Origin of the sequence: Marinilabilia salmonicolor JCM 21150, assembly GCF_000259075.1 — a bacterium.
GTDB classification, from domain to species: Bacteria; Bacteroidota; Bacteroidia; order Bacteroidales; family Marinilabiliaceae; genus Marinilabilia; species Marinilabilia salmonicolor.
In genome coordinates this window covers 35992-56419 of sequence record NZ_AJKI01000027.1, presented here as the reverse complement: position 1 = coordinate 56419, position 20428 = coordinate 35992, and the positions used below count along the sequence as shown (strand labels likewise).

Sequence of the window (20428 nt, the reverse complement as noted above, 5' to 3'; positions counted from 1 at the left end):
AAATTTTAAGGTTATGAGAGTAATTAGTTCAGCAGAATTGCGCAGTAACATGAAAAAGTATCTTGATTTGGCTGCACATGAACAAATCATCATTCAGAGAGGCAAAAAAGAAACCTTTGTATTGCAAAAGAGAGAATATATCGAGCCTGATGAAGACTTTAACAGGGCTATCAGCTTAGAGCAATTCAGAGAGGGTGCTAAAGAACATATTAAATCACTATTCAGCGAAAAATAAATGCGGATAATATTCCTTCCAGAAACTCTCGATTACTTTAACGAGCTAACTACAATCCTGTATGAAAAGGAATATTTTGGATTTGAAGAATCGGCCCTTTTGTATGTGGATAGCTTAATTGATGAGATAAAAAATTCCCTGCATACCAAAGTCAGGAAAAAAGCACCTCCATTTTTTGAAAAATACGGAAAGGGCATGCAGTATGCTACATTTAAAAAAAGTAAGAGTACCCAATGGTTTGTGTTCTTTACCATCTACGAAAGTAATGAAGAACTTGTCTATCTAGTCCGATGTTATATCTCATCACCTATAAGCAATATCTTTAAAGAATCCCAGTTAATTATTCATGATACTGCGAACAAATTTAACTTGGGTTTCGCCTATTTTTTCTGGATATCTCTTTTAACTTTTGCATTGTTTAATATTTATGTCATAAATATGGGTCTTTTTTCGATGTTAGAGTAAACAAAATGAAACGAGCATGGCAATGATTGCCTCAAAGGAACATGTATAAATTCTTGTATGCGAGTTCCATCCGACCTTGAAAAATTAATTTTATACGGATGAATATAGTTCTGTTTGTTCTGGCAAACAAATCTGGCATTTATATTGAAGTACCATTGTGTGGCAAAGCGGCAGACCCGGTGAAGGCTGGTAATGGAAATATGGAATTATAATGGATATTCCGGTGATAGTGCCCCCTCTCCAGTGATATTTGTCATCCTGAGGAGGTACGACGAAGGATCTGCCTTTGATAGAACGCATTTAAACTGTTGGAGATTCTTCGCAGGCTCAGAATGACCCTGGGAGGGGTTAGAGGAAGCCCCTCAACCATTTTTCCTTCCCGTTTCGATCTGCACCAACCATCAAAATTGTATCTTTGACTAAATTTTATAGAATATAAATCTTTTAAACAAAACGCACCATCCCCCCTCCTTGGGAGGGGGCTGTTTAATACAGTCCTTCTTGAAAAGGCAGCCGGGGGAGGCATCCCCCTCCTTGGGAGGGGTTAGGGGAGGCCCCAATTATGAAAATAGAACTCTTCATAGCAAACAAAATCAAGTCCGGAGGAATTTCCGGAAAGCGCCTGGCCGGCCCGGTGGTGAAGGTGGCCGTGGCCGGCATTGTACTGGGAATGGTGGTGATGATCATTTCGGTGGCCACCGGTATGGGTTTTCAGAAGGAGATTCGGGAGAAGATTATAGGTTTTGGGAGTCACATACAAGTGGTTAGCTATGATTTTAACATGAGTTACCAGACCAACCCTGTTGAGCAGGATTCTACGCTGGAGCAGCAGATGCTGAGTGTTCCGGGAGTGGAGCATGTGCAGCGGTTTGCCACCAAACCGGGACTTATCAAAACGCGCGATGAGATGCAAGGCATTGTGTTGCGTGGGGTTGGCCCTGAGTTTGACTGGTCCTTTTTTCAGACCATTCTGGTGGAGGGTGGACGACTCAGTCTCAATGAAGAAAAGAGTGCCAACGGGGTTCTGATTAGCGATGACCTGGCCGGGATGCTCAATCTGAGGGTGGGTGATAAAGTTCCCATGTATTTCTTTGAAGATCAGATACGCGCTCGTAATTTTACCATCGAAGGGATATTTGACAGTCATTTGCCCGAACTGGATGAAACATTTGTGATGGTTGACATCCGTCAGGTGCAGCGACTTAATAACTGGAATGAAAATAAAATATCAGGCTACGAATTGCTGGCCGGCAGTTTCGAAGATTTGATGTTCACCGGCAGCAATGTGGCAGACGTTGTTTCCGGGCATATTTCGGAGGACGGAACCATGTTGCGCACCCGTACCATTCAACAAACACAGCCACAAATCTTCGGATGGCTCGATCTGCTGGATATGAACATCATAGTCATTATTCTGCTCATCGTCTTGGTGGCGGGGTTCAATATGATCACCGGATTGCTGATATTGATTTTGGAACGTACCAATATGATTGGTGTGCTTAAGGCGATGGGGATAGCTGACTGGCCATTGCGCAAAGTATTTCTCACTCTGGCAGCACATATTACCATCAAAGGTCTTTTCTGGGGCAATCTCCTGGGACTCGGATTTTGCTGGGCCCAGGCTCGATTTGGTTTTGTGAAGCTCGATCCTGCCAATTATTTTCTTGATACCGTGCCCATCCATCTTTCGGGACTGCATATTTTACTACTTAATGTGGGCGCTATTTTAACCATTTTTCTGATGATGATTGGCCCCTCCTATCTGGTGGCGCGAATCTCTCCTGTGAAAGCGATACGGTTTGAGTAGGGGCCCCCTATATCCCCAAAGGGGGACTGGGCGGTAGTTTGTTTTGTTTTTCCGGGAATTTTGTGAGGGGCGGGGATGTATGGTCTTACAATGAGATTAGCCTCCGTTTTCAGGTGGAGGATTATTAAACTATCCCACAGATTAGGAGAACCGTTATCAGTAAATGTGGTTTTATAATGAGCAGAGCCCCCGTCTTCAGGCGGGGGATTCATAGAGCCTCACGCAGGTCCGCAGAGCCGGCTTTAAGCCGGCTTTTTGAGAAGTCCACGAAGGCTTTGATGTTGTCCGGAAGCCGGCTTCAAGCCGGCTGAAATAGGGTCGGCCGTATATCAAACACACCGGCCTGAAGACCGGTGCTAATCTCATACATATCCATTTTTTAACATGCAACTTCCCCCCTCCTTGGGAGGGGAATGCCAAACGTATCTTTTTATTTCAATGTTTTGGGGGAGGCCTTTCCCCCTCCTTGGGAGGGGCCAGGGGAGGTTTCCCCCCCCCTTTTCCGTACACCTCATGTCCGATATCGAACACATTGAAGGTTGTTGTGTAATGGTCTCGAAACCCCCATCAGGCTAAAAACGAGCAAGGTAGCAATAGTTAAAGATTAAAAAACCTTAAAAAAAGAAGCCTTTCCGGCTTTTGGCATGCTTTTCTCATGTTATTGGTTGGTTTAAAATTAAAAAATAGGACAATAAGAAAGCCATTCGGTCAAACGTGACATGAATGGCTTTCTTCTTTTCAGGAGGGAATAAAAAAACTATCTTTGCACCCGAATACCAACCCCAGGACAAAATGACTACTTCACACAGGATAGCATTCGTCGCCATTTGTTTCCTTGCCCTTGCTTTTCAGGCTAAGGGACAGGAGGATTTTAACGTTCACGGAACTGTTTCGGGCGGAACCATTCTTCACAACGGCGAGCTACCCTCTTTATGGTCGGTGGCATTACAGGAAGGCCGATGGAACAATCTTGAGGGCAGTCAGACACTCATGACAGCAGCGGCCGGTATTTCAAATGACTTTAATAACGATTGGAGGTTCTCCGCCGGTATGGAAATGGATTATTCTTCCGGATATGACGATGCTTATCTGCATGCCGGTTGGGGAGAAATTGCGTGGAAAAACTGGTCGTTGAAGGGTGGAAAACATACCTTTAATCCGGTCTTTACCGAATCCAATATGGGCACCGGAAGTTATCTTTTCGGGACCAATTTTCGTCCGGTATCCCGCATTACCTTTGAACTTTCAGAATACACCCCCATACCCTTTACCAATGGTTTTGCCGAAGTGCGCGGAGGTATCTCGCAGGCCTGGTTGTCTGATCAGCCATCCAGTGGTGATGTGCTGTTGCATGAGAAGTATGCCTACCTGCGCATTCGCCCTGGCAACTGGAATCTCTATGGTGGCTTGAATCACAGCACTTTGTTTGGCGGGCAACGAAACGGGGTGGATATTCCCATCGACTTCTGGCCCACATTCTTTGGAAAAGGAAGCTCAAAAATTGGAGGAGGCGAAGAGACCAATGCTGCCGGAGCCCACATGGGAATGTACGATTTCGGAACGCAGCTGGAAACCCCTAACGGACATATCAATATTTACTATCAGATACCTTTTTCCGATGGATCAGGGATGCTTTTCTGGCAGGGCAATAGCGATCATGTGCTCGGAGTTGACTCGCATCTCAGTGAGCACTCCTGGCTTTCCAATCTTACTTTTGAATGGTTTCAGACGACCTGGCAGAGTGGTAACGGAATGCCCGATCCTTATCTGAACGGGATTATTTTCCCCAAGCAGGTGGAGGATAAAAACGGGTTTGTGGAGGAGAACTTTGGTATAGTTCCCGATTATCCCCTGTCGCTCGAAGAGTTTAAAGATATTCTGGAGGTTGAGATCAACCACGGCAACGACTTTGGTGGTCGCGACGGTTATATGAACAATGGAATGTATCCGGCCGGGTGGAGTCGTGACTGCCACATCATGGGAAGTCCGATGAACCTGACCCGTGCGCAGATGCTGGCTGTTCGACCTGATATGGAATTTAATAGCAACGTTGGAATCAAGAACGATCGTTTCAGTGGTCTGCATCTTGGCGGCCGTGGAGAGTTGAACGATGAGCTGTCCTGGAAAATGAAAATTACCTGGACGCGTAATTTCGGAACTTATTTTGAGCAATATCCCGGGCGTTACACCTGGGATGAAGATGAAAATTACTGGTTCAAAGGCGGGCGTGACCAATGGTACACCATGGCCGGAGCAGAGTGGGCTCCTGAAAGAATTAAAGGTCTTTCCGTCGGAGTTGACCTTTTTTACGACGGAGGGGATATTTATCATTCTTTTGGAGTGAAAACTGCTGTTACCTTTAGGTTGTTTTAGCGTCAATAGGGTGGTGCATATTTTCATCAAGGTTTTTTATTTTAGATAAGTCTGCGTTTGAAAAGGTAGAATATAAAAACTCTGCTGTTCAAGGGTGTATTTTATGCTTGACGGAATTTTACTAGTCGAAAGCGGGTGGGCCCGTCCGTTTTCCGGGCCGGCGGTTTGCGAGAAGGTTTAATGGGCGACTTCAGGGCTTTGCGGGCCAGCCGGAAATTAAGCCTGATGCGGGATGGTAGGTTTAAACGGACTAGACTTTTTTGTTTCCTTTTTGGGGCAATGCCAAAAAGAAAATTAAAAAATAAATTTGAAATTGGGCGGATGGCTTTTTTAGCCGACCCTGGTGAAATAGAAATAAACCTTCAAAACAGGGAATAAGCGTAAAAAAAACATAAATTTGAATATTCTGATCAAAGGGAAAGTATGTTAAGGGAAAAAGCGAAAGTCGTTAACCGGTTGCTCGCCATTGTGGATGTCATCATCGCTTTGGTGAGTTTTAATATTGCTGTCTATATTGAGAAGGGAGAGTTTCTGCCTTTTCAAAACAAGGACTCCATTATTCTGCATTTTGTGATTGTGGCTCTTTGGTATGTGCTGGCCCGAACATTTCGACTGAACCAGCTCTATCGATCCAGACCTTACTCTGCCGTGCTTTTTGCCTGTTTGAGTCTGGCCGTTACAGGAACAGCGTTTCTGGCTGTTTCGGTGTGGGCCTTCAACCTCTTCTCCATTGGCTTGCGGCTTTTGCTTTATTTTGCGGCCATAGATCTGGGACTTACCTTTCTTTTTAAGGTTTTCAATTATGCCTTTCTGAAGAATGCCCGTGCCAAAGGGCATAACACTTCCAACGTGGTGGTGATCGGGGATAACAGTGCCCGCAGTTTTTTACGTCAGATTGTGAAGATGAAAGAGTGGGGCTATCGTGTAACTGCCATTATAGGTACTGAAGAACTTGAGCAGGAGTTTGGTGCTGTGGCTCCTTTTCTGCCAGATGATACCGATGTCGAAGCGTTGTTGAGGGAGAAAACCATCGATGAATTGATTTACTGTAAGGAAGGAGCCGATCAGAAGGAGATAGAACGGTTGCTGTCCATTACCTCCGAGGTTGGGGTGGTGTTCCGTATGTATTCTTCTTTCTTTAATATGCTGACTAATAAAACGCATCTGCATTATTTTGGCACGACCCCTTTGTTGACCATCTCCAATACGCCGCTTAACTATCTGGAGTTGAGGATAAAAGATTTATTTGATTTTCTCTTCTCCGTTTTTGTGGTGATTGTATTTTCTCCGGTCTTTGTTTTACTTGCTTTGGCTATTAAACTTGATTCCAAAGGCCCTGTTTTCTTTAGCCAAAAGAGGGTGGGATTGCGCGGTCGGAAATTTAATGTCTATAAATTCCGGACCATGGTTACCAATGCTGAAGAGTTGAAGAAGAAGTTAATGGAACAGAACGAAATGGATGGTCCGGTGTTCAAAATCACCAAAGATCCGCGTATCACCAAAGTGGGACATTTTCTTCGCAAAACCAGCCTGGACGAATTGCCCCAGTTTTTCAATGTGCTTACCGGCGATATGTCCGTGGTGGGCCCCCGTCCGCCGCTGCCCGATGAGGTCCGTCAGTATGAAAGCTGGCAGGTTAGACGGTTGTCTATGAAACCAGGCATTACCTGCATCTGGCAAGTATCCGGACGCAATAATATTCCTTTTGATGAATGGATGAAGATGGATCTTCAGTACATCGACAACTGGTCGTTGAAACTGGATTTTGTGATTTTTCTGAAAACCATACGCACCATGGTGCGGGGAGACGGGAAATAAAGAGGGGATGTTAAGGGTGAGGTGTCTGAAGATTCTAACATAGAAGATAATAGCTACTTTTTATGATGATTAATTAGGGTTTGCTGAAAAACAATTAAAGAGCTGACAATGAAACTATAGTTAATAATCTCATTCAAAGTGCAAGGTTTCCGGTAAATCTTTCAAAAAGTTTGCAGTGATGGTGATTAATAGTCAAAATATTACTGTTCAAAAGATTTTTTGGGTTAAACGACTTTTCCTGGTTAAAAGGCGCGGTGCCCTGTCCGTTTTCCGGGCCGGCGGATAGAGGGAAGCCAAAATGGGTGACTTTTAAGGCCTTGCGCCAGTGTCGTTTCAGGTATAAAATAATGTATAAGTTGAAGTTGCTTTTTGATTTTTTGGCAATGAAAAAAGCAAGCATAGCCTTAGCTACGTGAATCTTTTTTCATAGATAAAAAACAAAAAGCAACGATGCTTGGTGCGATATTTTGTGCTTGATACGACACTTAGGCTGGAAATTTTGGTTTTAGCGGGCGGATAGGTTTAAACGGACTAGACTTTTTTCGTTCTTTTTGGGGTAATGCCAAAAAGGACAATTAAAAATAAATTTAAAATTGGGATGGTGACTATTTCAGCAGCTCCTAAAATAAACTAAGCAAAATTTGCTTTTAGTCCTGTTTCTGGTCAGAAAGTGGCAAGTGTAACAGCCTGCCCCGATCCTTCGGGGACGCAAGTGGTACTTTATGGACAGAAACTAAATAATATACAGCCTGCTTGTTTTTATGTGCAGTTTTCAGAAAACTCAGGAAGCAGAATTTGATTATGCAAAAAATAATCCTTGTAGCCGGTGCACGTCCCAATTTTGTGAAGATAGCCCCCCTGTGGAGGGCGTTTTCTGCTGCTGATGGGGTGGAAGTAACGCTGGTGCATACCGGGCAGCACTATGACGATGCCATGAGTAAGGTGTTTTTTGAAGATCTCGGGTTGCCGGAGCCAGAGTACAATTTGAATGCGGGAGGTGGCAACCAGGCCAGACAAACGGCGGATATCATGACCCGGTTCGATGAGGTGCTGGATAAAATCCTGCCCGATGATGTGATTGTGGTGGGAGATGTCAACTCTACGCTTGCCTGTTCCCTTGTGTCTGTAAAGCGTGGCATCCGTACCTCTCATGTGGAAGCAGGCTTGAGAAGCTGCGACAGGGCGATGCCCGAAGAAATTAATCGTCTGGTCACTGATGCCATTGCCGATCTGCTTTTTGTTTCCGAACCATCAGGAATCGAAAACCTGAAGAGAGAAGGGGTGGCTGAAGGTAAAGTGCATTCTGTGGGAAATGTGATGATTGACAGTCTGGTCTTTGCCTCTGATACCATTAAGAAGTCAGAAGTATTGAGTCGTTTTCAGTTGGAGTCGCACAAATATGTGTTGGTCACCATTCACCGTCCTTCAAATGTGGATAATCCCCCTCGGTTAATAGATCTGTTAAACTGGTTGAAAGAGCTTTCCTTAAAAATCCCTGTGCTATTTCCCGTTCATCCCAGAACCCGAAACCGACTTGTTGAGGCCGGGCTTGATCCGGTTCAGATAAAGCAACAATTTCCCAATCTGAAATTGGTTTCGCCCCAGGGGTACATCGACTTTCAGCGGTTGGTCAGCCGGGCACGCCTGGTGGTTACCGACAGTGGAGGTTTGCAGGAGGAGACCACCTGGCTTGGAGTTCCCTGTGTTACCTTGCGTGAAAATACCGAACGGCCTGTCACTATTACGCAGGGCACCAATTATCTTGCCGGCTCTGATTTGTTAAAGGCTGACGAAATGGTTAGGGCTTGTCTTGCGGGGAAGACTAAAAAAGGCCGGATTCCTGATTTATGGGATGGCCTTACGGCCCAACGTATTGCTGATGTATTGTTACGTAAACATAAAGCTCTGTTCTAAAAGACATAATGTGCCTGTGACAGGATAGTTCGGTCCCCGAACGGGAGCAAATTTGAATAACCCAGGGGTATTGACCCGGGGTTAGTTGACAAAATTCATCGGGTCACCGGATGGGGGCCAACCATTAACCCATTGATATTTTGCATGGTACAAAAAATGTGCTATTGGTAACATGGTGAAGCAATCTTAAAGTTTTAATCGGACATCAATAAAAAAGGAATTAAAATTTGGCTTGGCGACTTTTTCCACAACCTCTGACTAATAATCCACAAATCTTCCATTTTCTTCCGAAGAACAACCGATTTGTTCTAAATTTGCAACAATGATGGATCGAATATGGCGATGATTGCCTCAAAAGAACATGCTTAAGTTCTCTAAATAAGACTCAATGATACGACCGATTGTAATATTTCTTTTCATAGCGTCTCTGCTGTTTTCAGGATGCAATCCTAAAGAACCGATACCCAAAGAGTTTCCGAACAAGGATGAGATGGCGGAAATTCTGACAGAACTATATTTTGCAGAGGGTGTATTGTCTAACCGCACTTATAATCCGGGTAGCAGTGATGAAGGAGAGGTGGCTCCTGCATATTACAAATATGTTCTGGACGATTACGGGCTCACAACGGCGGAGTTCGACACCATCCGTCAGTGGTATGTTTCTCATCCCTATTACTATCAGGAGGTTTATGATCAGGTGGTTTTGCTGATAACGCAACGCGAAGCAGAGCTGAATAAACAAATTAAAGCAGAAGAGGCAGCGGCTGACAGCTTGCCCGAAGTGGAAGACTTGTGGGAAATGGAACGGAAAATTACTTTGAATAACCGTGACACCATTGATCACCGGTTGCCGTTTCGTATTGAGACTGATTCCATTGAAGGGGGAAGAGTCAGATTGTCTGCTTATTACCGCTTTTTGCGTCCTGATATGAGTAAGGAAGGGACGACACAAATGATTACCTTGTTTGCCGACAGTACGGTCGACACAGTTTCGGTGGAGTTGAAAAAAGTATTTGAGCAGAAGCCTTTTTCGTTGATTGCCCCTATAGATACCATGCCTCCGGTTATTGAAATTTCCGGATATCTTTTCCTGCATGACACGACCGCCACCGGTGCGGTGGAGTTTTCTGATATCAGACTTGAACATCAGGAGAATAATGAAAATGATGGTGATGAGAAGAAGGAAGAGCAGGATGAGCAGGAAGAGGCTGCCAACAGAGATCTTGAACTTTTAAAATCGGGACCCGATGTCCGTTAATCGTTTTGCTTCACATTTTATGCTTTCGCCAGATGGAGAGTTGCTGCGTTGGCCGGTAATCACTGTGAGTGATATAGGAGTTATTGAATCTGTGGAGCATTTTGAGAATGGGTTTCAGGAACGGCCGTTTACCCGGTTTTTTGCAGGAATTCTGTGTCCGGCTTTTGTGGATGTTTGTGCAGAAGTGACCCGGGATGAAATTGAACGGGATACCTCCATGATGAATCGTCACTTTCGTGATGGTACCGTTTTTTTGGGATGTGGGGATGCAGATTCTCAAATGAATGAAGTCCCGGATCGGTTGCCCCGGGTGAAGAAAATCCCGGAGTCTGTTGCTATCCCCCCTTTATTTCGGAAGCTCGCCGGCACAGGAACACTGCTGGAGCGGATGAAAACGCTCGTTCTGCCTGATGTGACCTTCGCCGAAATGCTTTTGGCCGCTACTTTCGATGCTGCGGAGAGTGCCGGGTTTGCCAGACTTGGAAGGCTCGAAAAGGGAGCTGCTCCCGGTATTTTGCTGTTACAAAACATCGACCTGGTAAATAAGCAATGGACACCCACTTCATCTGTCCGCTGGTTGAGTATTCCGGTAAATTCGGAATTATTTGGGTAATAACTTTTTTATAATAGTTATTCCATGATTTTTTTAATTAAGGTGTCACCCCTGCCATGGTTGGTCCATTATAAAGTATAGGGCCATTCTCAAGAGCCAAGAGCCAAGAGCCAAGAGCTATGAGCTATGAGCTATGAATTCATCGCTCCCCTCTTCTGCCTTCTGCCTCCAAACTACTGACTACTCCCCCCTCCAACAAATCGCCAAATCCCATTCAAAAATATTCCAGATTCCATACGGTTTTTTGTATCTTTGTGTGTCCAAAAAAGAACTGTAATGCCTGAATTAGGTCAGGTCAGGATAGAAACTCTATAATTCTTAATATTATGTCGAAAATCGAAGCTTACAATTTCTCAGGTAAGAAAGCCATTGTTCGTGTGGACTTCAACGTTCCTTTCAACGAAAAATTTGAAATTACTGATGATACACGAATCAAAGCCGCGTTGCCCACATTAAAAAAAATTGTTGAAGACGGTGGTTCCGTTATTGTGATGTCTCACCTGGGGCGTCCAAAGGGAAAAGCCAATCCTGATTTCTCCATGAAACATGTTTGGGGCCGTTTGTCAGAACTGCTTGGTGTGGATGTAGTATTTGCTAAGGATTCAGTAGGACCCGATGCAAAAGAGAAAGCCTCTTCTTTGCAACCCGGTCAGGTATTGATGCTTGAGAACTTGCGTTTCCATCTTGAGGAGGAAGGTAAGCCCAAGTTGGCCGACGATGCTTCAGAAGACGAGAAAAAAGCTGCCAAAGCTGAAATGAAAGAGAAGCAGCAGCAATTCTCGAAAGATCTGGCTGCACTGGCCGATGTATATGTGAACGATGCATTTGGTACAGCCCACCGTGCACACGCGTCCACTGCTGTGATTGCTGACTTTTTTGATGCCGACAGCAAGATGTTTGGTTACCTGATTGAACGTGAGCTTCTGAGCCTCGATAAGGTGCTTAAGGCTCCTGAAAGACCTTTTACCGCTATCATGGGGGGTGCAAAGGTTTCTACTAAAATTACCATCATCGAAAATCTGCTGGATAAGGTAAATAACCTGATTCTGGGTGGAGGTATGACTTATACATTTATCAAAGCACGCGGTGGTAATATAGGTAGTTCTATCTGCGAGAATGAATATCTTGAACTGGCGTTGAAAATTGAAAAGCTGGCTAAGGAGAAAAATGTTAAGCTTTATCTGCCCGCTGATGTGCTGGCTGCCGATGCATTTGATAACAATGCAAATACCAAAATAGTACCGGTCGATGAGATTCCTGAAGGATGGATGGGGTTGGATGCCGGCCCGGAGAGTATCAAAACCATGCAGGAGGTAATCGAAAATTCAAAAACCATTTTGTGGAACGGCCCTGTGGGTGTGTTTGAAATGGAAACTTTTGAGAAAGGTTCACGCGCTGTGGCGGAGGCTATTGCTGCCGGAACAAAGAAAGGTGCTTATTCACTGATTGGCGGAGGTGATTCTGTGGCTTGTATCAATAAGTTTGAGAAGGCTGATGAGGTTTCTTACATTTCTACCGCTGGTGGTGCACTTCTGGAATATCTGGAAGGTAAAGAGCTGCCCGGTATTAAGGCCATTCGCGGATAATATTGTCTGAATTTTGACACAAAAAGGCCACGAGCTCATTTTGTGAAGACTATATGATCTTACCGCCGGACACAGCATAGAAGGCTTTGTTCGGCGGTTTTTTTGAATTGAAAAATTTAGCATTATGCACTTCCTTTATTCCATCGGAGTCCGATTCTTCTCATTGATCGTAGCGCTTGCTGCTCCTTTTAACGAAAAAGCAAAACTGCTTCACCAGGGAAGAAAAGAGATATGGCAAAAATTGTCGGCATTGCAGGGCGAATCTTCGGTGGTGTGGATTCACTGTGCCTCGTTGGGGGAGTTTGAGCAGGGAAGACCGGTGATTGAGGCGCTGAAGAAATATGTCCCTCAAAAAAAGATTCTGCTTACCTTTTTTTCGCCTTCGGGATATGAGGTACGGAAAAACTACGATCTGGCAGATGTTGTCTGTTATCTGCCTTCCGATACCCGCCATAATGCCCGCCGCTTGCTTAGTGTGGTGAAGCCGGAATCAGCTTTTTTTGTGAAGTATGAATTTTGGCCAAATCTTTTCGGCGAACTTGCCCGTTGCAATGTTCCACTTTATAGCATCTCATCCATTTTTAGAGAGAATCAGTTGTTTTTCAAATGGTATGGTAAGTGGTTTCAGGAATCTCTGAATGCCGTGACCCGGTTTTATGTGCAGGATGAAACTTCCGGAAAATTACTTCAACAAATTGGATTTAAGAATTATGAAGTTGCCGGAGATACCAGGTTCGACAGGGTAAAGGCCATTGTGGATGCGGCAACAGAGGTGCCGGTGGCCGCTCAGTTTGCTGCAGGGGCTGATTTTGTGTTGGTTGCAGGAAGTACCTGGCCCCCCGATGAAGATTTGCTTTGCCGTTACATCAACGAGGCCCCCGATGGCGTGAAGTTAATTATGGCACCGCATGAGGTGCATGAGGGACATATTCAGGAGATAGAGCAGAAGCTGAAAGTTCCGTTTTTTCGATTCACCCGCACTGACGAGGTTGATGTGGCTGCGAGTCGTGTCATGATTGTGGACACCATCGGGTTACTGTCGGCTATTTATCGCTACGGGCAGGTCGCATGGATCGGCGGAGGCTTTGGGAAAGGCATTCACAATACGCTGGAGGCTGCCACTTATGGGATTCCCGTAGCCTTTGGTGTCGAATATCATAAGTTTAAAGAGGCTCGCGATTTGATTGAAGTGGGCGGTGGTTGTTCGGTAAATGACTATGAAGGCTTTTTTTCGATGTTGGAAAATTTCAGGACCAATGATGCCCGTCGGCAAGAGTCCGGAAAAGCTGCCGGTTCCTATGTGAAATCTATGTGCGGAGCAACCGGAATGATCATGAAACAGGTGTTTGACGTGAAGGCAGAGTTGTAATCTTCGATGAGTTTGGTTTGCAAGAAGGCAAAGTTCCCGAAAGAGGCTAACATTTCATATCTCATTACAATCTCCGGAACAGTTGGCCCCTTATCAGGGACTATGCATTTTTGATTTTTTAACCGGACCCAACGTTATCCAATAAAATATTACGTAAATAGGGTTTGCTGAAAAAACAATTAAAGTGCTAATAATGAAATGATTATAATTAGTAATCTCATTTAAAGTGGAAGGTTTTTCAAGTAAATCTTTCAAAAAGTTTGCCCCTGTGGTGATTAATGGTCAAAATATTACTGTTCAAAAGTTTTTTTTTAGGTTAAACGATTTTTCCTATTTAAAAGGCGTGGTGGCCTGTCCGTTTTCCAGGCCGGCGGATAGCGGGAAGCCAAAATGGGCGACTTTCACGGCCTTGCGCAATGGCTGGAAATTTTGGCTTTCGTGGGCGGATAGGTTTAAACGGACTAGATTTTTTGTTTCTTTTTGGAGCAATGCCAAAAAGAAAACCTATAAAGAAATTAAAAATTGGTCTGCTGACTTTCTCAGCAGCCCCTAAATAGTGCCTGTCCATAAACTAAGTGTTTTTCACATGTTTGAGATAGAAAGTTCAAATTCAAGGCGTGTGAAAAATCTAAACCGCAGAATACTAAAGTATTTGAGGGTTTAGATTTTGAGCAACAACGCAGAAGTTGGACTTTATAGACAAACACTAAATAATTTAGCAGCTATTCATATTTGTGATGAATCAGAACTAATAAAAGGTAGCTGCTGACTTTTTCAACAGCTGCCTCTAGTGTCAAGTCAAGCATATACTGACGGGCCAAACCTTGCTCTTTCTACCTTGTGCTTCTCTAAAAAAAGACTCACGTAGCATATGGCTATGCTTACTTTTTTGTTGATTTGCACAAGGTGAAAAATAGCGGCGGCTTACCCGACATTCTTCACTTGACTTGACATTAGTAATTTTTCGAAGTTATCAACAACCTGCCAATGATTTTCCAAAATATGGAAAAATTAACAGTTCTGTTTGGCATGAAGTGTTAATAAATGTAGCCAAATCCCTGCTTTTCTGTCTGCTTCAGGGGGTTTGATATCTGCAATTTTTTAATCAAAAAAAAATCTAAAGATTTGTGAAGTTTTCCGTTTTGGAAGACTTTTTAGATTTTCAAAAACTTTAAGTTGTTGAAAATTAGTGATTAAATCTTTTGTTTTGGAAAACTTTTGAGGTTGTTGATAAAAAATAGTTGTCTCAAAAGAAAAGCTTTTCTAACTTGCAGTCGTCAAAGAGGAATTATTAAAAATTATTAATAAACAATTTATCAAACCGTTAACCAGATTGATGCATTTCTTTTTGTGGCGGAATGTTCAGGAATTCGGAGTTTGAGTAAATCTGATTAAAAGCCGGCCGCAGGGTTGTTTGCCGGTATAACAGATATGTGTTTCGATTAAGTTCCGGCATTGTGCAGCAAATTGGGGTGGATTAATCAGAATAAAAAAATAACCATCATGGCAGAAACAGATGTTGACCTGAAAACCCGGGTGAAAGACGGAAAAACTTTCACTCATGAGGATGCTTACCAAAAGGCGCTTGAGTATTTTGAAGGGGATGAACTTGCAGCCCGCGTATGGGTAAATAAGTATGCCCTGAAAGACTCACAGGGATGTCTTTATGAGATGACTCCCGATGAAATGCACTGGCGACTGGCCAGAGAGGTTGCCCGTATCGAGAAGAAATATCCGAATCCTATGTCGGAAGAGCAACTTTTTGGGTTGTTTCAGCGCTTCAGGTACATCGTGCCACAGGGAGGTCCTATGGCCGGTATTGGTAACATATATCAGGTAGCATCGTTGTCAAATTGCTTTGTGATTGGGAGTGAAGGTCCTTCCGATTCTTACGGTGGTATAATGAAAGTGGACCAGGAGCAGGTTCAGTTGATGAAGCGTCGTGGTGGAGTGGGGCATGATTTGTCACACATCCGTCCTAAGGGTTCTCCGGTGAAAAATTCTGCCCTCACATCAACAGGTATTGTGCCTTTCATGGAGCGTTTTTCCAACTCAACCCGTGAAGTGGCCCAGGATGGTCGTCGTGGTGCTCTGATGTTGAGTGTCTCTGTCAGGCATCCCGACTCTGAGAAGTTTATTGATGCCAAAATGGAACAGGGTAAGGTAACCGGTGCCAATGTTTCTGTTAAGATTGATGATGGTTTTATGAAGTCTGTGGTGGATGGCTCCGAATATCAGCAACAATATCCTGTTGATTCTGCGGAACCCAAAGTGCGTAAGAACATCAATGCCCGGAATCTGTGGGAAAAGGTGGTACACAACGCCTGGAAATCTGCCGAGCCCGGTATCCTTTTCTGGGATACCATTATCCGGGAGTCTGTGCCCGACTGCTATGCCGATCTGGGGTACCGCACCATGAGTACCAATCCCTGTGGGGAAATTCCTTTGTGTCCCTACGATAGTTGTCGCCTGATTGCTATTAATCTGTATTCATATGTAGATAATCCCTTTACAGATACTGCCAGCTTTAACTTTGAGCTGTTTAAAGAGCATTCGAGCTATGCCCAGCGCATTATGGACGATATTATTGACCTGGAACTGGAGAAAATTGACGGCATCCTCGATAAAATCAATGCTGATCCGGAAACTGAAGAGATCAAAAGTGTTGAGAAGAATCTGTGGCTCAATATTCGTAAAAAAGCCGAAGAGGGACGTCGTACCGGTATTGGCATCACCGGCGAAGGAGATATGCTTGCCGCTCTGGGACTTCGTTACGGAAGTGATATAGCCACCGATTTTTCTGTGGAAGTTCACAAGTCATTGGCTGTTTCTGCTTATAAGTCTTCTGTGGAACTGGCTAAGGAGCGAGGTGCTTTCCCGATTTTTGATGCAGAAAAGGAGAAAAACAATCCTTTTATTCAGCGACTGGCAGAGGCCGATCCCGATATGTATGAGGAGATGAAAAAGCATGGTCGTCGTAACATTGCATTGCTGACCATTGCGCCTACCGGAACTACCAGTCTGATGACACAGACTTCCAGTGGTATTGAGCCCGTATTTCTGCCTGTGTATAAACGTCGCCGTAAGGTAAATCCTAATGACCCTGAAGTGAGAGTGGATTTTGTGGATGAAGTGGGCGACAGCTGGGAGGAGTATATCGTTTTCCATCACAAGTTTGTGACCTGGATGAAGGCCAATAATATTGACACGACAAAAAATTATTCGCAGGAAGAGCTGGATAAACTCATTGAAAAGTCTCCTTATTACAAGGCAACTTCCAACGATGTGGACTGGATGAGCAAAGTGCGCATGCAGGGACAAGTGCAAAAATGGGTGGATCACTCTATCAGTGTTACCATTAATCTTCCTTCCACAGCTACCGAGGAACTGGTTGGGCAACTATATGTGGAAGCCTGGAAGAGCGGTTGTAAAGGTGTGACGGTCTATCGGGATGGATCGCGCGCGGGCGTGTTGCTGAACAATTCAGAAAAGAAAGAGGATGAGGGCTCCAAATTCCCTAAAAAGCGGCCGGAAGTTTTGGAGGCAGATGTTGTTCGTTTCCAGAATAACAAGGAAAAATGGATTGCTTTTGTGGGATTGCTCGATGGACGTCCCTATGAGATCTTTACCGGTTTGGCCGATGATGAGGATGGCATCCTGCTACCCAAGTCTGTTCAGAAGGGATATATTATAAAGAGCCGGGACAATGACGGTACATCGCGTTACGATTTTCAATATGTGAACAAGCGGGGATACAAGACCACCATTGAAGGGTTGTCATTCAAGTTCCATAAGGAATTCTGGAACTATGCAAAACTCATTTCCGGAGTGTTGCGACATGGTATGCCAATCGAAGATGCTTTGCACCTGGTTGCCGGTCTTCAACTGGACAATGAAAATATCAATAACTGGAAAAATGGCGTGGAACGTGCCCTTAAGAAATACATTCCCAATGGCACCAAAGTAAAGAAAGGCAATTGCGAAAACTGTGGCTCCGACAAACTGGTTTATCAGGAAGGTTGCCTGATTTGTCAGAGTTGCGGAACCTCTAAATGCGGATGATTCTAATGTAGATGGAATTTTGGTGGTTAATCTGGAGGAATATTGGCATAGTTCTGCTGCCTTCAGTGATGATGATGTTGTCTTTCAGGATGATGATCCCAATGCCAGGTTTTATTGTTATCTGATCGATAGAGATGCTCTGGAACCCTTGTGGATGGCCCGCTCTGAGGTGAATGGTATTGAAGGTGGGGATAGTGCCCTGGTGTTTAAGCTGGTTAGAAAAGTTAGTAAGGATTTGAGGGAGAAAGGGTTTTTGGCTGTTCGCTAAAGTCAGGATTTGAATGAATTCAACACAACCGGGAATGTTTCTGCATTTCCGGTTTTTTGTTTGTGATAAATTTCAGCCGGATAATTTTGGTCTTTTCGTGCTTTATGCCAGAGCTATGCAGTTCCATTCGGTTGAAAAGAGAGCAATGAAGAGTAGGATGCTAATTTTTAATGGGAGGCAGGAGGCCCCTATAATAAACTCCTTACTCCGGGTCTAATATTCCTCTTCGTTTTTCTATCTTTGCAACAGAAAATAAAAAAAATAAAATATGAGCAATCAACCATCCGTTCGCGTTCGATTTGCCCCCAGTCCTACCGGGCCATTACACATGGGAGGTGTCAGAACTGCCTTGTTTAACTATCTTTTTGCCCGAAAAAACGGGGGAACTTTTATACTACGGATTGAGGATACTGATCAGACCCGTTATGTAAAAGGTGCCGAGGACTATATTATTGAATCGTTAAAGTGGTGCGGACTGGAATTTGATGAGGGTCCCGTGCAGGGTGGTGACTATGGCCCTTACCGGCAGAGTGAGCGAAAGGCTCAATATCGTGAATATGCCGATTTGCTGATGGGAAAAGGACATGCTTACATCGCATTTGATACGGCGGAGGAGTTGGATCAGGCACGTAAGGAGGCAGAGGCTGAAGGCAAAACATTCTCCTATGATGAACACACACGTTTATCGATGAAGAATTCTTTGTCTATGCCTAAAAATGAGGTTGAAAAACTGCTTCTGGAAAATTCTCCCTATGTGATTCGTTTTAAGATGCCCGAACAGGCAGAAGTTGTGGAAGATGAAGATATGATCCGGGGCAGTGTCTCTTTCCGTACTTCCGATCTGGATGACAAGGTGCTTTTTAAGGCCGACGGGATGCCCACATATCATCTGGCCAATGTGGTGGATGATCATTTGATGGAAGTAACGCATGTGATTCGTGGTGAAGAGTGGCTGCCCTCGATGCCACTTCATGTCTTGCTTTATCGTGCATTTGGATGGGACCAACCTGTTTTCGCACATCTTCCTTTGATTCTGAAACCTCAGGGAAAGGGAAAACTCAGCAAGCGGGATGGTGACAAACTTGGATTTCCGGTATTTCCGCTGAAGTGGACAGATCCGGAAACACAAGAAGTGGCTGCCGGTTATCGGGAGGATGGTTATTTCCCGGAAGCATTTATCAATATGTTGGCATTGCTGGGCTGGAACCCGGGAACCGAACAGGAGCTTTTTACCAAAGATGAGTTGGTAAATGCGTTTTCTTTTGATCGTGTTAACAAATCCGGGGCTCGTTTTGATCCTGAAAAAGCCAAGTGGTTTAACCACCAGTATTTGATTCAGAAAACAGATGAAGAACTGGCTGGACTCTTTGGCCCGGTGCTGGTAGAGAAAGGGGTTGTCCCCCCGCCGGTTAATCATCTTTCCAAAATTGTGGCGCTTGTAAAAGAGCGGGTAAGCTTTGTGAGTGAATTGTGGGAGCAAAGTTCTTTTTTCTTTGTTGCCCCGGAAGCCTATGATGCCAAAGTGGCAAAAAAACGTTGGAAAGGTGAAATCCCTGCTTTTATGACGAAACTGGCTGCTTTTTTCGAAGAGGAAAGTGGGGCATGGAAGGCGGATTTGTTGAAAGAGAAAGTCTCTAAACTTATAGAAGATAAGGAGATGAACTTTGGGGGCGTGATGAATTCACTGCGTCTGGCTCTTGTTGGAGGCAGCTTTGGCCCCGATTTGTTTACCATTGTTGAAATGCTTGGTAAAGATGAGGTGGTGGCCAGAATTGAAAAAGCAGTGGAGAAACTCGGTTAAGTTGTGGGAATTAAGTGGAACCATTCTTGCACTGTAATCTGTGAGTTGGTGGTTCAGTCAGAGGGTTGAAGAGAGATGATCTCAAGCCGGAACTCAGAACTCAAAATACAGAACTCAGACCTCAAAATCCAGAACTCAAAACAATCACCTTGTGCAAATAGAAAAATTAAAACAACTGCTAAAAGGGCCTTTGCCCGGGGAAACGGCTCATGAGCTGATGGCTCCCAGTGTTCGTTTTACAGGAAGCCGGATGCCTGATCCTGCTCTGGCACGTCCCAGCAGTGTTTTGATTTTGTTCTATCCACGCAACGGTCGCTGGCATCTTCCTTTTATTCAGCGCCCTGTTTATGACGGTGTTCATAGCGGACAAATCAGTTTTCCCGGTGGTAAATGTGAGGAGGAAGATTCGGACTTTTGCTCCACAGCTTTGCGTGAAAGCCATGAAGAAATTGGTGTTGATCCCGGGGATGTTCAGATTCTGGGAGCACTGACGCCGCTGTATATCCCCAATAGTAATTTTCAGGTTTATCCGCAGGTAGGGTGGATGGATTATGAGCCTGATTTTGCTCCCGACCCCACTGAAGTGGACGAAATAATAGAAGTCCCGTTGGAGCTCTTGCTCAAAAGGGAAAATGTAAAGCAACTGAACCGGAATATCAACGGAACAACGCTGACCGCACCGTACTTCGAGGCAGGAAATCGTGCAATATGGGGGGCCACAGCTATGATTCTCAGCGAAATGCTGGAGGTGCTTCGGAAAATATAGAAAGTGTAAAGATTAATTAGTGTTTGTCTATAAAGTCGGGAAAGTTTCTGGCGGGAGCTGTGTCTGTTCAGAAAGTGCCAGTTACAAGGCTTG

Annotated in this window: 15 protein-coding genes; all 15 read left to right on the top strand. The window is 44.4% G+C overall.

Features of this window, described 5'->3' with window-relative positions; all coding sequences use genetic code 11:
• Positions 1 to 13 precede the first annotated feature (13 nt).
• The gene (locus W7W_RS0113355; protein ID WP_010664231.1) at positions 14 to 235 is read left to right on the top strand and encodes a type II toxin-antitoxin system Phd/YefM family antitoxin; all 222 of its coding nucleotides are present in this window, start codon (positions 14 to 16) and stop codon (positions 233 to 235) included.
• The gene (locus W7W_RS22235) at positions 236 to 700 is read left to right on the top strand and encodes a hypothetical protein (RefSeq protein WP_010664230.1); all 465 of its coding nucleotides are present in this window, start codon (positions 236 to 238) and stop codon (positions 698 to 700) included.
• A 562-nt stretch (positions 701 to 1262) separates the two neighbouring features.
• Entirely contained in the window at positions 1263 to 2507 is a 1245-nt protein-coding gene (locus tag W7W_RS0113340; protein WP_010664229.1) for an ABC transporter permease, read from the top strand.
• Positions 2508 to 3230: 723 nt separating this feature from the next.
• A complete protein-coding gene (locus W7W_RS0113335; RefSeq protein ID WP_010664228.1) occupies positions 3231 to 4880 on the top strand; it encodes a capsule assembly Wzi family protein in 1650 nt (549 codons plus the stop codon).
• 423 nt (positions 4881 to 5303) lie between these two features.
• Entirely contained in the window at positions 5304 to 6698 is a 1395-nt protein-coding gene (locus tag W7W_RS0113325) for a sugar transferase (protein WP_010664226.1), read from the top strand.
• Between the two features lie 801 nt (positions 6699 to 7499).
• On the top strand, positions 7500 to 8612 hold the full coding sequence (gene wecB / locus W7W_RS0113315; protein ID WP_010664224.1) for a non-hydrolyzing UDP-N-acetylglucosamine 2-epimerase: 1113 nt from the start codon (positions 7500 to 7502) through the stop codon (positions 8610 to 8612).
• A 388-nt stretch (positions 8613 to 9000) separates the two neighbouring features.
• Entirely contained in the window at positions 9001 to 9870 is an 870-nt protein-coding gene (locus tag W7W_RS0113310; protein WP_010664223.1) for a DUF4296 domain-containing protein, read from the top strand.
• Positions 9860 to 10483, top strand: a complete 624-nt coding sequence (locus W7W_RS0113305) for a hypothetical protein (protein WP_010664222.1) — start codon at positions 9860 to 9862, stop codon at positions 10481 to 10483. Before W7W_RS0113310 ends, W7W_RS0113305 begins: the two co-directional genes overlap by 11 nt.
• Positions 10484 to 10809: 326 nt before the next feature.
• Positions 10810 to 12069, top strand: coding sequence for a phosphoglycerate kinase (locus tag W7W_RS0113300; RefSeq protein ID WP_010664221.1), 1260 nt, complete (start codon positions 10810 to 10812; stop codon positions 12067 to 12069).
• Between the two features lie 124 nt (positions 12070 to 12193).
• On the top strand, positions 12194 to 13438 hold the full coding sequence (locus W7W_RS0113295; protein WP_010664220.1) for a 3-deoxy-D-manno-octulosonic acid transferase: 1245 nt from the start codon (positions 12194 to 12196) through the stop codon (positions 13436 to 13438).
• A gap of 226 nt (positions 13439 to 13664) precedes the next feature.
• Positions 13665 to 13991 (top strand): hypothetical protein, encoded by a 327-nt coding sequence (locus W7W_RS0113290; protein WP_010664219.1) that lies wholly within the window; start codon positions 13665 to 13667, stop codon positions 13989 to 13991.
• Positions 13992 to 14941: 950 nt separating this feature from the next.
• On the top strand, positions 14942 to 17500 hold the full coding sequence (locus W7W_RS0113280) for an adenosylcobalamin-dependent ribonucleoside-diphosphate reductase (RefSeq protein WP_010664218.1): 2559 nt from the start codon (positions 14942 to 14944) through the stop codon (positions 17498 to 17500).
• 22 nt (positions 17501 to 17522) lie between these two features.
• The gene (locus W7W_RS0113275) at positions 17523 to 17768 is read left to right on the top strand and encodes a hypothetical protein (RefSeq protein ID WP_157202485.1); all 246 of its coding nucleotides are present in this window, start codon (positions 17523 to 17525) and stop codon (positions 17766 to 17768) included.
• Positions 17769 to 18036: 268 nt separating this feature from the next.
• Positions 18037 to 19569: a glutamate--tRNA ligase gene (gltX, locus tag W7W_RS0113265; RefSeq protein ID WP_010664215.1), complete on the top strand. Its 1533-nt coding sequence runs from the start codon at positions 18037 to 18039 to the stop codon at positions 19567 to 19569.
• Positions 19570 to 19720: 151 nt separating this feature from the next.
• On the top strand, positions 19721 to 20335 hold the full coding sequence (locus tag W7W_RS0113260) for an NUDIX hydrolase (protein ID WP_010664214.1): 615 nt from the start codon (positions 19721 to 19723) through the stop codon (positions 20333 to 20335).
• The last annotated feature ends 93 nt before the right edge of the window (positions 20336 to 20428 follow it).

Excerpts from the sequence above, each read along its gene's own strand:
- W7W_RS0113355 (WP_010664231.1), top strand. The coding sequence starts at position 14 with ATGAGAGTAATTAGTTCAGCAGAATTGCGCAGTAACATGAAAAAGTAT.
- W7W_RS22235 (WP_010664230.1), top strand. The coding sequence starts at position 236 with ATGCGGATAATATTCCTTCCAGAAACTCTCGATTACTTTAACGAGCTA.
- W7W_RS0113340 (WP_010664229.1), top strand. The coding sequence starts at position 1,263 with ATGAAAATAGAACTCTTCATAGCAAACAAAATCAAGTCCGGAGGAATT.
- W7W_RS0113335 (WP_010664228.1), top strand. The coding sequence starts at position 3,231 with ATGGCTTTCTTCTTTTCAGGAGGGAATAAAAAAACTATCTTTGCACCC.
- W7W_RS0113325 (WP_010664226.1), top strand. The coding sequence starts at position 5,304 with ATGTTAAGGGAAAAAGCGAAAGTCGTTAACCGGTTGCTCGCCATTGTG.
- wecB (WP_010664224.1), top strand. The coding sequence starts at position 7,500 with ATGCAAAAAATAATCCTTGTAGCCGGTGCACGTCCCAATTTTGTGAAG.
- W7W_RS0113310 (WP_010664223.1), top strand. The coding sequence starts at position 9,001 with ATGATACGACCGATTGTAATATTTCTTTTCATAGCGTCTCTGCTGTTT.
- W7W_RS0113305 (WP_010664222.1), top strand. The coding sequence starts at position 9,860 with ATGTCCGTTAATCGTTTTGCTTCACATTTTATGCTTTCGCCAGATGGA.
- W7W_RS0113300 (WP_010664221.1), top strand. The coding sequence starts at position 10,810 with ATGTCGAAAATCGAAGCTTACAATTTCTCAGGTAAGAAAGCCATTGTT.
- W7W_RS0113295 (WP_010664220.1), top strand. The coding sequence starts at position 12,194 with ATGCACTTCCTTTATTCCATCGGAGTCCGATTCTTCTCATTGATCGTA.
- W7W_RS0113280 (WP_010664218.1), top strand. The coding sequence starts at position 14,942 with ATGGCAGAAACAGATGTTGACCTGAAAACCCGGGTGAAAGACGGAAAA.
- gltX (WP_010664215.1), top strand. The coding sequence starts at position 18,037 with ATGAGCAATCAACCATCCGTTCGCGTTCGATTTGCCCCCAGTCCTACC.